Raw genomic sequence first — 13213 nt, forward strand, 5'->3', positions numbered from 1 at the left:
CGTAATGACATGGTATCTCTCGCATCCCAGGGCATAAGTGACTCCATAAACGGGTTCTTATGCCTCAGTTGTAAGTGTCTACCATGTCCCCGAACAAGCGTTCACTATGTCTCCGGACCGTACACCCTCAAAGGGAGAGGGAGAAAGGCAAGCAGCATCCGGGGAAAATCACGTCACATTCAAACGCCCATACTCATGGCATAACAACCACTTCACGGGCACATCCTCGTCGATGGTTGGGAAACGCCCGCCGGGCTCAAGGAAATGGTTATCGCGCTTATCGTCATTCACCATCGAAATCTCCCAACCAAGCACAAAGGCTTTCTCGGCCCAGAAACGGTGATACAAACACGGCGGCAGGCACACCCCCTGCCCCGGTTTTAACACCAGCGTCTCACCGGGCTTAAACGTACGCCGCCGCCCGTCCACACGCACCTCCACCGCACGCCGCTCGTCAAATAGCGCCTCATCCGTCGCCCAGCCGAACTGCATACACAAATCGCCACCGCCCCGGTTCAGAATGTCTTCCATTTTATGGCGATGAAAATGCCACGGCGTCTGCTGCTCCTGCTGGATTTGCAGCATCTTTTCGGCATACGGCTTCGGGTAGGCGGCTGAATTCAGCGCACCGTTACGTAACGTCAGCAGCGTCAGGCCGTTTTTGCTAAAATCGCCGCGGCCAAAATCGGTGATATCCCAGCCCAGTTGCAGATCCAGCACCTCACTCCATTCCTCCAACGGCTGCTTTCGCCAGGCATCGACGGTGAAAAAGGCAAACGCCGGCAGGCACACCCGGAACGTCTCGGCGATGGCATGCGCTTTATCAATGGCATAGTTAATCTGTGAACGTTTCATTCTGTTCTCCCGGTTCGAATGGCAAGCCAGGCAGCGCCGCGCATGCCGCTGCTGTCGCCGTGATGGGCTTTCACGATAGGGGTAGAGAAATGATCGGTAAAAACGAAAGGGGCGACGTCGGCTTCAAGATTCGCGATAAGCGACTCTGCATTCGATAACCCACCGCCAATCACAATCACGCCAGGGTCGAGAAGATTCACCACCGTTGCCAGGGTGCGGGCAAGCTGTTGGCGAAACCGCGCCACCTGCCGCACGGCGTTGGGTTCACCCTGCTGCGCCAGCGCCACAATCGCATCACCTGTAAGATGTTGCCCACTGAACAACCGGTAGCGCTCGCTCAACCCCGTCCCGGAGACAAACGACTCCACGCAGTTATCCTTACCGCAATAACAACGTACTGGCGGGCCATCGTGCTGCTCGCGGTATCCCGGCAGGGTAATGTGACCGCACTCGGCGGCATTCCCCCACGCGCCAACAAATGGCTGGCGGTGAATGGCTATCCCGCCGCCGCAGCCTGTACCGAGCGTGATACCAAACACCACTTCATGCTGCTGCCCCGCACCGTCACACGCTTCCGACAAGGCGAAACAGTTGCCGTCGTTCGCCATCACCACTGTCTGCCCCAGTAACTGCTGGAGATCCGCCTGCAACGCGCGGCCATTAATGACCTGAATATTGGAATTTTTAATCAGCCCGCTCAGCGGCGAGACGCTCCCCGGCAGGGCAATCCCCGTCATCATCGGCTGCTGCATGTCATGGCGAATCTGGTCAATAAAGGCGACCACCGACTCCACAAACTGCGGATAGCTCGCTTTTTGCGTCGGGCAGCGGTAACGCGCCTTTTCCTGCCCTTGCGCATCCATCACCACCGCCGCGATTTTGGTGCCGCCGATGTCCAGCCCCAGGTAGTACATATCCCTTTCCTTATTGCGAAAGAGGCGGGCGAACCCGCCTCCATGGCCTTAGTAGAGTGACGCTTTCCCGGTTGATCCAAACAGCTTCATTTTGTAGCGGATCACCTCCCGAGCGGCGTTGATCGCGTCCGGGTAGATCACGTTCGGATCCCACCAGGTTTCGCGGGCGAGGATCTCACGCACTTTCTGGAAGTAGGCGTATTTCATGTCGCTGGAGATGTTGATTTTGCCCACCCCCAGGGTCACGGACTCGGCGATTTCCGCATCCGGGTTCGCCGAACCGCCATGCAATACCAGCGGAATATCCAGACGCCCGGCAATGTCGCGCAGAATGTTCATTTGCAACTTCGGCTGCATGCCTTTCGGGTAGATACCATGCGCCGTACCGATCGCCACCGCCAGAGTGTCTGCCCCGGTGCGGGCAATAAAATCCTCTGCCTGTGCCGGGTCGGTATAGGTGACTTCCGACACGCCGCCTTCCACGGACGTGCCCGTCTGCCCGATGGTGCCCAGTTCCCCTTCCACCGAAACGCCCACCGCATGCGCCAGGCGCACCACTTCTTTGGTCAGCGCCACGTTCTCCTCATAGGGCAGTAGCGAGCCGTCAATCATCACCGAGGTGAATCCACACTGGATCGCCCGCAACACATGTTCGACCGACGCGCCGTGATCCAGATGCAGGGTGAACGGCACCGGGCTGCGCATGGTGATATCGCGGACATAGCCGAAAAAGCTATCCCCGACAAAATCGTGTTCGCTGGGGTGGATGGAGATAATCGCAGGCGTGTTGGTGGCTTCCGCTTCTTCCACCACCGCGCGGATGAAGCAGCTATCCGCCACGTTGAACGCACCAATGGCGAAACCGTGTTGGCGGGTGGGTTTCAGTAACTCTTTCATCGAAATTAACATGTTAATTCTCCAGTTTCGGGGTGTAGCAAGCCCTGCCGGTGCGTCGTTGCAGAGGCATAGAAGGCGTAACAGAAAAAAGAATCAGGCTTTGCCGATAGCGCCGCTGGCCTGTAGATACGGGATAATGGCTTCTTCGCTGGCCTGCTCCATGGCGATCAGCACATCCATCAGTTCGCGGGAACTGTCATGACACAGGGTATGCAGCAGCGCGGCCTTTCCAGCTTCGAACACCGCCGCGCCGACATTGATCTTGGCGACGCCAAAGGATGGGCAACGCTGCATCTGGTCAAACGGGGTGCCGCTACCGCCGTGCAATGCCAGCGGGACCGTCGATTTACGGGCAACCTCTTCCAGGCGCTGAAAATCGATAGCTGGCGTGATGCCGGGGGCGTACATGCCGTGCGCGGTGCCAACGGAAACCGCCAGCAGATCAATCCCGGTCTGCGCAATAAACGGTTCAACGTCGGCGGCCTGCGTCATGAGATCCGCATTGGTGGCGTGGTCATAGCGCGGCGCATCGGCCAGATGGCCCAACTCCCCTTCCACACACAGCCCGGCGCTGGCGGCCAGCTCAACAACTGCGCGGGTCTGGCGGATGTTCTCTTCCAGCGGGAAGGCAGAGGCGTCAATCATCAGGCCGCTAAATCCGGCGCGAAACGCCTGACGAATGCGCACCGGATCTTTCCCGTGGTCAAGGGCCAGCGTGACCGGCACCGTGGCCTCGTCGGCCAGCGCTTTCACCACCGCCACGGCAACCGGTGGCGGAAAATGCGCCAGATGTCCCTGATACAGGTTCAGGATAATCGGCGCGCGATGTTTCTCGGCAACCCGCACCGCCGCGCGGGCGCTTTCGAGGTTCATACAGTTGATGGCCAGAAGCGCATAGTGTTCACGCCAGGCTTTGGTCACCATACTTTTCATGTCGGCAAACATACGGTCTCCGTCTATTCCAGGGTGAAGGTGATCTCTTCGTCTTTCAGTTTCTTATCGCTAAGCTCGTCAAACTCTTCGTCACGTTCGGTTACCGGTTTCTTCCACAGCGAGAGCATCACGCCGCAGATAACCGTGCCGATCCCCAACGCCAGGCAGAACAGCAGCGGATGGGTAAACAGCGGCACCACAAACATGCCACCGTGCGGAACCGGGCTTTCCACGCCCCACACCATGATCAGGCCACCCGCAATCGCCGAGGCCACCACACAGGAGCCGACCACGCGCAGCAGGTCACGCGCCGCAATCGGGATAACCCCTTCGGTAATCATGCAGATCCCCATCGGGAAGGCGGCTTTCAGCGCTTCACGTTCGGCACGGGTGTATTTGTGGCGCGTCAGCAGGAAAGAGAGGGTGATGCCGAACGGCGGAATAATGGAGCCGACAAATTTCACCGCTTCCGGCCCGTATACACCGCTGACCAGCAGACCATCGGCAAACAGCGACATGGTTTTGTTCACCGGGCCGCCGAAGTCAAACGTTGCCATCGCGCCAAGGATCGCCCCCATCAGGAAGCGAGAACCGCCCTGCATCGACTCCAGCATGTGGATCAGCGCTTCCTGCAGCCAGGCGATGGGTTTGCCAATCAGGGTCATCATCAACAGGCCGCCGATAATGGTGCTCAGGACGGGCAGCACCATGATGGGCATCAGCCCCTGCATGGATTTCGGCAGACGGATGTAGTGTTTAAGCAGCAAGACGGTGTAGCCCACCAGGAACCCACCCAGCATCCCGCCGATAAACCCGGTATGAATTTGCCCACAGACAAAGCCGACAATCAGGCCCGGCGCGAATCCGGGACGGTCAGCAATGGAGTAGGCAATGGCGGCGCTGATCAGGGGGACAATCAACCCCATTCCCCAGCCGCCAATCTGATTGAGCATCCAGGGGATGGTGCCCGTTTTTTCGCCAACGTTTGTGCCGCCGAGTACCTGGCCGAGGGCAATACAGATGCCCGCCGCCACAATTAACGGAATCATCCACGAGATGCCCGTCAAAAGATGTCTTTTTATTTCCTGCGAAACAGGAACTTTATTTTCACTCATGTGACCTCCAGATAAGGATCACGCATTAGCTAATGATTTCTCGACCTTTTCAAGAAACTGAACGGGTGATTTAATGACAATTTCGGTTTTAACTCGCACGATGCGTTTATTAATGAAACGTTCTTCTCCTTTTATTTTGACATCGACCGCAAGAATAACGACGTCGGCTGCGGAAATATCTTCCGCCAGTAACTCATTTTCAGTACCGATAGTGCCCTGAGTTTCAACTTTAATATTATGCCCAAGCGCTTTTGCGCCTTTAATTAACTTCTCGCGGGCAATATACGTATGTGCAATACCTGCCGTACAGGCAGCGACACAAACAATATTCATAACATGCTCCACTTTTTATTTAGCAAACATCGGATTCGGCATATTGACTAAACAAGTCAATAATCTTTTGTGGACTACGTTCGACCAGTAATTGCTCGATGATCTCTTCATCCGCCAGTGCACCCGCCACCTGAGAAAGCAGGCGAATATGCGTCGTGTTTTGATCTTCAAGCCGTACAGCAAATAAAATAATGCAGCGCACATTACTGCCATCCAGGGTTTCCCAGGGAATATCCTGGCGTGTGCGTCCAATCGCCAGAGTGGTATTGACCACCGCTGAGGATTTACCATGAGGTATCGCGATATGGTTTTCGAAGCCGGTCGACCCTTCTGATTCACGTTGCCAGACATCCTGAATAAACGTTTCCCGGCAACTAATAGCGCCATCTTTTTGCAACAGGTCGGTTAATTCCTCAATCGCCTCCGTTTTATTCGTAGCTTTCATATCTAAAATAACGCGATTCGTATTCAGGATTTTTGTTATGTCCATTAAACATACCTCATGGATTCAGATATTAATGTTCGACGACCAGAGACGTCGCACGATGCAATTTTTCCGTAATAACCGTTTCCGTCACACGCTTAATATCGGCATCATTAAAAAAGGCGGTGACGTATACCACTGGCAGAGCAATGGCCGGCAGATTGATCGTCGAGACAACCAGTTCAATATCGTCCGTCAGAACGGACGGCAGGCTTCCCGCAGAGACCACGCCAACGATGGTCCAGTCCGGGAAGGCGCGCAGAATGCGGCTTTTCAACAGATGTGAGGTTCCGATACCCGTCGAGCAGACCAGCAATACGCGCTTGCGGGCGATCTGTCGCTCCATCGCAGCCTGGAAATGAACGGTCAGATAACCGATTTCATCCTCCGACACCGCCTGTTCCCCCCAGCCGCTGAATACCCGATTCACCGCGCACTGGGTCAAGCGCCAGACGTCCTGCAATTCGCCTTTGATATCATCAAGCAGCGGGTTACGAATGCGAATCTGGTAATTCAGGCGATTAATCAATGGCTTAATATGAATCAACAGCCCGTCATAAAGCGCGACATCCTGGCTAAAGTCGCTATCGACCATATCGGCGAAGGTCGCGATGAGCCGGTGAGTAATCAGCCGGGCTTCGTCGCTGGAGTGCATATGGCCAATCACGCTGACGTCGTTATGCTCTTCAATCACCACGCCGGACGAGATAATGTACTGATAAATAAACCAGACTTCGTCTTCCGGCAACGGGTGGGCGATGCGCTGTTCAATCCGCTGGATCATACGACTGGCAACGGCAAAGATGTTTTCATCAAAGGTACTGGCGTTGTCGTCTTTTTTTGGCAGCGCATTGCCACGGGTAATGCGGTACATCATGATCAAAATATGGGTGAAAATATTGACGTAATAGGGTTCACCCAATGACCAGCAGAGATCGTTTTCCATCTCCTGCAATAATGACTGAACGAATAAAACATCTTCTTCACCAAAGTAATGGACCAGCGCGTTATAACTGCCCGGATCGAGGCGGGAATAGATTACGCTTCCCGGTTCGTTATGGTTAATAACACCATTGATCAGCGAAGCCATTGCCTGACGCACGCTACTTTCGCTGCCTTCGATATGCGTTCCACTCTGGCTGCGAATTAACGTCAATCCCAGCGGAGCAATCCAGGACTCAATCACTTTCAGATCATTCACAATAGAGGCGCTACTGATAAAATAGCGCTCCGATAATTTGCTGATGGACGTTTCATGTGGCGTTTCGCTTAATAATTGCGACGCTATTTTCACGCGCCGGGAATTATTCATCATGCCGTCTGCGTCATCACCTTCAGTGCCAAGCAACTGGTCGAGGTGCAAAAGGTCAGTGACATTGTCTGCGCTGAGCATGACCCCGGCACCGGCACGCTTATTGATGCCGATATTCCATTCTGCCAGCCACGGTTCAAGGATGCGTAAATCCCGCTGAATAGTTTTTTCCGATACATTTAAGTATTCAGCGATTTTTAACAATGTAATAAATTCCCTTCGCGGAAGAAGGAATTTCAATAATCTGTTTTGTCGCGAGGTAATCATTTGCATTCTTTACCCTTACACAGATTAAAAATAATGATGAAGCTCTAAAACAGATAAGCTCCGCTTGCAATCCGTGATGATAAATATAAAAGGGCATTGAAATAACGACAATACTAAATCGTGTCCTGCCTTCCGGACAAAAAATAAGACAACAAGCGGGATCTCAGAGATATTTACAGCGCAGATCACACTTTTCGCGCTAATTAACGTGATAGCGCTCGCAAATATGGAGGAATAAAAAATTTTAAATAAGGTGATTTTTTTCGGGATGTCTGGAAAGACGTGGCGGGGTACGGGAGAAATGCCAGTGATTGTGCTGCTCCCGCCCCGCTGCACGCTCTGCGCCAGGGAAGCAAAGATGTCGCTGTGGTTGTCATGCTGGAAAATGGTCAACCGTGGCTAAAAGAGGTTGAAAACGTTCACAGACTCTACGGTTTGTGCATGGTGTGCACGAATTTAGCTACCGAATTGCGCTTGTTGTTTACTATAACGGCGATTGTGCCGTAAAAGAAAATTTTAGTAACCACATGAATAAGTTAGCATTTAACTTAAACGTATGGAAAAGCGGACAGCAGACCGAGAAAAAAGTGTGATGGGGGATGTGGTAAATGGTTGAAAGTGGCTATAATGCGCCCCGCCTCCATGTAGCAATCGAGGCGCGGAAGATCGTCGTCTCCGGTGAGGCGGCTGGACTTCAAATCCAGATGGGGCCGCCAGCGGTCCCGGGCAGGTTCGACTCCTGTGATCTTCCGCCAGTTTGTCGATGTTGAGTCACATTCTAAATTCAGATGCTTTACTTTTTTTCTAGCTAACTTAAGTCAAATCAATAGAATCTTACTTTGTTTCTACAAGTAAAGTCTTAGCTATTGTTTAAGATCATATTTACAGTCACTTCCATATATTAGTTTTTTTGTAATGTAAATTCTTTAATTAAACTAGGAATTTTTATGTGTACAAAAAACTACCCTTGCCAATATGTATATCATTTTACTCATATGAGCAATCTAGCACGTCTTTTTAGCACCGGATTGCTTGCCAATAATCATCCAGATTTTCCAAAAAGTAACCACCTCAGCGTTGCTGAAAAAACAATACAAGAACGCAGGGCTAAAATGGCAGTTACATGTGGCCCTAGAGGGGTTGTCCATGATTATGTCCCTTTGTATTTTTCCTCACTAAGTCCAATGCTGTTAGCCGTAATTAATAAGAAAAAAATTGATCAAGAAGACATAGTATATTTTGAATTCCCAATAAATATAATTGAAAAATATAATTTTGTTTTTACAAGCGCTGCTGCAAACACGGAAATACCACCGACTTTTTATTCTGACGTTAAAAGCCTAGACCTTCTTAGTTGGGAAAAAATAAATTCATTAGAATGGAAAAGCCCAAGCGATGAAGTAAAACAACAAAGAATGGCAGAACTACTTATCCATAACAAATTAGAATTAAAATACGCAGCAAGATTCGTAGTGTTTTCTGAAAAAAAAAGACTCGAACTTATTAATATAGCAAAAGAAGCAGAGTTTAATCTTCCACAAATACAAGTTCACGATGCGCATAACAGAAGACATTTTTTCACAGACTTTGCCGCTGGCAAACCAAATGATTCTTGTGTTGCAGGACCTAATGAAGTCAAAAAAACATATAAAAAAGTAATTCGAAAATACAACGATAGAACTATAAATGAAAATTATCGATTTGAGGATATCAAGGTTCTCTTGTCGCACTTAAGAAAAGACTTTGGAGTACTACCTTATACAAAAGAATTAATAGATCTAGAGGTCGAAAATACAGTACATAATGAGAATGTTGATAAGCATGTATTATCAGTAGTTAAAATCCTAAAAAGTTCAAGTGAATTTCAATCTCTATCTGAGTCCAATAAAAATATTGTAGAGGTAGCTGCATATCTTCATGATATTGGAAAGGGTCCGAAATCAAGATGGCTGTATAGTGAACGTAATAAAAAAAACAATGGAAAACAAAAAACTGATAATAAGCATCCTGTTAGAGCAGCTCCAATGTTAATAGACATATTCTGTAACTATGTTAAAGTAATAGATGAACAAGAAGTCAAAAGAATCACTTTCCTTGTCCTGTATCATGATTTTTTTGGAGATGTCATGGGTAATGTTAATCAGAATGTTGGGGATAACCGCTCCACTGATGAAATTACAAAAGGGTTTACTTATGAATCTTCGTGCATATATATGCTGTTCGCTTTGTCAAAAGCAGATTCATTATCTTTATCAGAAGAATGGTGGCGTGATGAAAAAGCAACTGAAATTCTTGATATTCTTCTAAGAAAGGAATAAGGAATAGAGATTAATCTATGATAACTTTTACTAGTGGCGACATGTTTTCAATAAATGCAAACTGTCTAGTAAATACAGTAAATTGTGTCGGTATCATGGGCACCGGGGTTGCTCTTGCTTTTAAAAATCGATATCCCGATATGTATGAAGACTATAAAAAAGCCTGTGACTTAGGCCAAGTCAGACCAGGTTTTCTTCATGTATGGGAAAACGCTGAAACCATTATCATCAATTTCCCGACCAAACGACACTGGCGTAATAAATCTAGATATGAAGATATCCTAATCGGTTTGAAAGCACTAAATTCATTCCTTACAGATAAACCACATTTAAAAGTTTCTTTGCCTGCGCTGGGGTGCGGAAATGGAGGTTTAGATTGGGAAATTGTGTCGTCGATGATCAAAGATGAGCTTTCCAGCGTTAATGCAGACATAATGGTATTTGAGCCAAAAGACTCCCAAAAACTTAATATCACCAACCAATCCAAGAATAAAACTAACAATTTAAAAGAAAAAATAAAACCTATTCCAAAAGATTACTTTCCACAAAATTTAAACGGTTTCTATTCCGGTAATTTATCCTTACTAAATAAGGATAGAAAAATAACTTTATCTGCCAATTTTAAAACTAAAAAAGAGCAATTAGCCTTTAGAGAAACCTTAATCGAAATCAATAGAAAACATTCGTTGGATACTTTCTCTACCGTATATGAATCATCTAAAACCAATGCATTGATTAAAGAAACATTAGCGCTAGGTTTTAACTTAATAGTATATTTACCATTGGGTATTAATGAGGCTAACTCATTAATAGAGTTATTACCAAAGAATAGAAATTTACTTATCTTATCTTTACTACCTCCAAATCAAGAGTGGCGCGAAGGCTCTATTCTTGGTTGTTACCAAACATTAATTAGCCTTGAACATCGATTTCTAATAACTGAAGAACACCCAATATGGATTAATAAACTTGTAAAATTAAGTAATTTTGCTAAACATTCATATTTTATAAAATATGAAAACACTATAAATACGCTTTCAGAAATTGACAGCGAAGTTAATTTCAATTTAATTGGAAGAAGCAAAGGAACTAAAACACCGAATATTGACATATTATTTCAAGAAAATAATATCAAAGATACAAAATTATATAATAATGAGTTTTCGTTGAGCTTCGAAGAATTAAATAGCTTGATCATTCAACTGCAAAAATATAATATTCAAAATGAAATAAAATACAAAATAAATATTTCAAAAAGCGATCCATTTGTAATTGATGTAGTTAAAAATATTCTTAAGGAAATAAAGTAAAACCTTTTTCACTTAACCCTTTGGCTCCACTCCCCTATCCCGCAAAGCCTCCCTCGCCAGTTCCTTTAACCAACTGGCGAGACTTACCCCTTCTTCTGCCGCTACAGCATCAAGCTGTTCCTTCAGTGCCGGATCAATACGCATTTTGAACTGCGGTGACTGACCGCCGCCTTTTGGTTTTTTTTCGCGCGATATGATTGACATGAGGCCACCTATTTATTTAATCTAATTTATATAGGAGGCCACCTAACCGCCTATTCAATCAACGCTACAGCGGTGTTGGCCCACAGCCGGAGCGTCCAACCTCACCAACTATCAAGGAGTTGATTATGGCTGATTTGCATTCTACCCTGGACTTTACGCCTGCTGGAACCGGACGCCAGTTAATTGTGGGATATCGCCCACATCATGGCGAAACCAGCACGCCAAGTTTGACGCTTTCCGGCAAGTGGCTACGTGAAGCGGGGTTCGACACCGGGCGTCAGGTAAGCGTGAAAGTGATGGACGGTTGTATTGTGCTGATGACGAATAGCGACAAAGAACAAGCGCTGGCAGAAGAGTTAAAGCAGGCGAAGCGAGCGTTGAAGGAAATTAAAGGCGCGCTTGCGGCGGCGTGATCTCGAATAACCCAGATGCGGCGCAACGCCTTATCTGGGCTACCGTTCGCAGCCCCGGTAAGCGCAGCGCCACCGGGGTCTTGGTGCCCACAAACATGCTCAAATGATGTTCTATTTTTTTGAATATTATCGGCAAATAGTTTAGATTTTCATCACCCAATGGTCGGCCTATTATTTATCACATCAGGGCAACACGCCCTACTATGAACAAATAACTTAAGGAATACGACCATGAAATCCATCAAAACTTTCGTTGCAGTTGCCGCTCTTTCCGTAATGTCTTTCGGTGCGTTCGCTCAGAGCGTAACCGCAAGCGCCTCCACCATCGACGGTGCAGAAGCCAAAATCGCCGCTCAGGCACATCAGGAAGGGGCTTCTTACAAAATTACCGAAGCGACCGTGAACAACGTTGTTCACATGACCGCTGAACTGAGCAAATAAGACCGGATGGTCGCAGAGGGACCTGCCGGACAGGTCGCCGCAAGGCGGCCGGTTTCGCCCTCAACCAGACAACCGTTCAGGCCCCTTCGGGGGCTTTTTTGCGTTTGTGGTTCGGTAAATATTGCTCTGGTGGATCCCCGGATGGCGGCGCAGGTATCTTGTCGGCCAATAGGTGTTATGCCTATATCAGTTGTTCACCTAATGAACCGCAGGCTGTGTTTCTGGCATACTTGATAGATTCGGCTCGCGATTCGGAGGTGGCATGACAAATGGAGAATTAACCCAATCCCCCGCAGGTGAATTCTTAATGTTTACCAGCGGCGACGGGAAAGTGCGTATTGAATGTCGCTTCGAGAACGATACTCTTTGGCTTTCTCAGGCAATGATTTGCGACCTGTATGGCAAAGCCAAATCCACTATCAGTGGGCATATAAAGAATATCTTCGAAGACGCAGAGCTGGACGAAAATTCAGTTGTTCGGTTTTACCGAACAACTGCCGTCGATGGAAAAACATACAATGTTCAATTCTTTAGTTTGCCGCTGATTCTCGCCGTCGGCTACCGCGTCCGTTCCATTCGAGGCACGCAATTCCGCCAGTGGGCAACACAAACGCTTCAGGAATACCTTGTTAAAGGTTTCGTGATGGATGATGAGCGTTTGAAAAATCCACCCGTGGGTTCTTCAGCTGTTCCTGATTATTTCGATGAGATGCTCGAACGCATCCGCGATATCCGTGCCAGCGAACGCAGGGTTTATTTACGGGTTCGTGAGATCTTTGCCCTTGCCGCTGACTATCAACCTTCGCTCAAAGAAACCACGCTTTTTTTTCAAACCATCCAGAACAAACTGCATTTTGCCTGCACCGGCCATACTGCGGCGGAACTCATCAACCAACGCGCTGACGCCAGTAAACCTCATATGGGGTTGACCAGTTACAAAAGTGAAGAAGTGCGCAAAAGCGATGTCACGGTAGCCAAAAATTATCTCAATCCTGAAGAGATCGGCGAACTCAATCGCGTGGTCAATATGTGGCTGGACTTTGCCGAAGACCAGGCCCGCCGACGCAAACAGGTTTTCCTGCATGACTGGCAGATAAAATTGGATCAGTTTCTGCAATTTAACGACCGTGAGGTGTTAAAGGACGCGGGTTCAGTCAGTAAGAAGGCCGCTGACGAAAAAGCACAGGCTGAATATGTTCAATTTGCCGAGCAGCAACGTCGCCTGAAAGAGGCTGAGGGTGAAAAAGATATCGCGGGATTGGTCAAATGGGAAACAAAGGCTGGGAAATAGCATTTAACCCGGCAAGTATCGCGCCGCCGGGATCCTTCCCGGATGCGGCGTAAAAACCTTATTCGGGCTACAAACACCCTTCATCCAACACCCACAAACATGCTCAAATGATGTTCTATTTTTTTG

At 48.3% G+C, this 13213-nt stretch carries 14 protein-coding genes and 1 tRNA gene; 6 read left to right on the plus strand and 9 right to left on the minus strand.

The genetic code is table 11. The features are described from left to right. Positions 1-168 precede the first annotated feature (168 nt). The 8 genes from ABU190_RS25895 to ABU190_RS25930 form a co-directional block, all read right to left on the minus strand. On the minus strand, positions 169-855 hold the full coding sequence (locus tag ABU190_RS25895) for a D-lyxose/D-mannose family sugar isomerase (protein WP_354692784.1): 687 nt from the start codon (positions 853-855) through the stop codon (positions 169-171). Continuing rightward, complete coding sequence (locus ABU190_RS25900) at positions 852-1769, minus strand: ROK family protein (RefSeq protein WP_354692785.1); 918 nt, start codon at positions 1767-1769, stop codon at positions 852-854. The genes ABU190_RS25895 and ABU190_RS25900 overlap by 4 nt, the downstream gene beginning before the upstream one ends. A gap of 48 nt (positions 1770-1817) precedes the next feature. Continuing rightward, complete coding sequence (locus tag ABU190_RS25905; protein WP_039080099.1) at positions 1818-2678, minus strand: ketose-bisphosphate aldolase; 861 nt, start codon at positions 2676-2678, stop codon at positions 1818-1820. An 81-nt stretch (positions 2679-2759) separates the two neighbouring features. After that, positions 2760-3611, minus strand: a complete 852-nt coding sequence (locus ABU190_RS25910; protein WP_354692786.1) for a class II fructose-bisphosphate aldolase — start codon at positions 3609-3611, stop codon at positions 2760-2762. 11 nt (positions 3612-3622) lie between these two features. Further along, positions 3623-4714: a PTS fructose transporter subunit IIC gene (locus ABU190_RS25915; protein ID WP_039080097.1), complete on the minus strand. Its 1092-nt coding sequence runs from the start codon at positions 4712-4714 to the stop codon at positions 3623-3625. Between the two features lie 18 nt (positions 4715-4732). Next, positions 4733-5047 (minus strand): fructose PTS transporter subunit IIB, encoded by a 315-nt coding sequence (locus ABU190_RS25920; RefSeq protein WP_039080096.1) that lies wholly within the window; start codon positions 5045-5047, stop codon positions 4733-4735. 19 nt (positions 5048-5066) lie between these two features. Further along, positions 5067-5537 carry a fructose PTS transporter subunit IIA gene (locus ABU190_RS25925; RefSeq protein ID WP_039080095.1) on the minus strand — a complete coding sequence of 157 codons (471 nt, stop codon included), beginning with the start codon at positions 5535-5537 and terminating at the stop codon, positions 5067-5069. A 25-nt stretch (positions 5538-5562) separates the two neighbouring features. Then, positions 5563-7116: a PRD domain-containing protein gene (locus ABU190_RS25930; RefSeq protein WP_039080094.1), complete on the minus strand. Its 1554-nt coding sequence runs from the start codon at positions 7114-7116 to the stop codon at positions 5563-5565. A 654-nt stretch (positions 7117-7770) separates the two neighbouring features. On the opposite strand from ABU190_RS25930, the gene ABU190_RS25935 reads away from it, so the two are divergent. The 3 genes from ABU190_RS25935 (at position 7771) to ABU190_RS25945 (ending at position 10738) form a co-directional block, all read left to right on the plus strand. Further along, positions 7771-7865 (plus strand) — tRNA-Sec (locus tag ABU190_RS25935). A 192-nt stretch (positions 7866-8057) separates the two neighbouring features. After that, entirely contained in the window at positions 8058-9428 is a 1371-nt protein-coding gene (locus ABU190_RS25940; protein WP_354692787.1) for a DarT ssDNA thymidine ADP-ribosyltransferase family protein, read from the plus strand. 17 nt (positions 9429-9445) lie between these two features. Beyond that, positions 9446-10738, plus strand: a complete 1293-nt coding sequence (locus ABU190_RS25945) for a macro domain-containing protein (RefSeq protein WP_354692788.1) — start codon at positions 9446-9448, stop codon at positions 10736-10738. 12 nt (positions 10739-10750) lie between these two features. On the opposite strand, the gene ABU190_RS25950 is transcribed toward ABU190_RS25945, so the two are convergent. Further along, on the minus strand, positions 10751-10942 hold the full coding sequence (locus ABU190_RS25950) for a toxin-antitoxin system HicB family antitoxin (protein WP_354692789.1): 192 nt from the start codon (positions 10940-10942) through the stop codon (positions 10751-10753). A 125-nt stretch (positions 10943-11067) separates the two neighbouring features. Here ABU190_RS25950 and ABU190_RS25955 point away from each other — a divergent pair, with 125 nt between their 5' ends. From ABU190_RS25955 to rhuM, 3 genes are all read left to right on the plus strand, one after another. Further along, entirely contained in the window at positions 11068-11355 is a 288-nt protein-coding gene (locus ABU190_RS25955) for a SymE family type I addiction module toxin (protein WP_354692790.1), read from the plus strand. Between the two features lie 231 nt (positions 11356-11586). Further along, positions 11587-11796 carry a DUF1471 domain-containing protein gene (locus ABU190_RS25960; RefSeq protein ID WP_271849194.1) on the plus strand — a complete coding sequence of 70 codons (210 nt, stop codon included), beginning with the start codon at positions 11587-11589 and terminating at the stop codon, positions 11794-11796. Positions 11797-12058: 262 nt separating this feature from the next. Then, positions 12059-13087, plus strand: a complete 1029-nt coding sequence (gene rhuM, locus ABU190_RS25965) for a RhuM family protein (RefSeq protein WP_354692791.1) — start codon at positions 12059-12061, stop codon at positions 13085-13087. The last annotated feature ends 126 nt before the right edge of the window (positions 13088-13213 follow it).

The organism is Phytobacter sp. RSE-02 (genome assembly GCF_040578655.1).
In the GTDB taxonomy this organism is placed as follows: domain Bacteria; phylum Pseudomonadota; class Gammaproteobacteria; order Enterobacterales; family Enterobacteriaceae; genus Phytobacter; species Phytobacter diazotrophicus.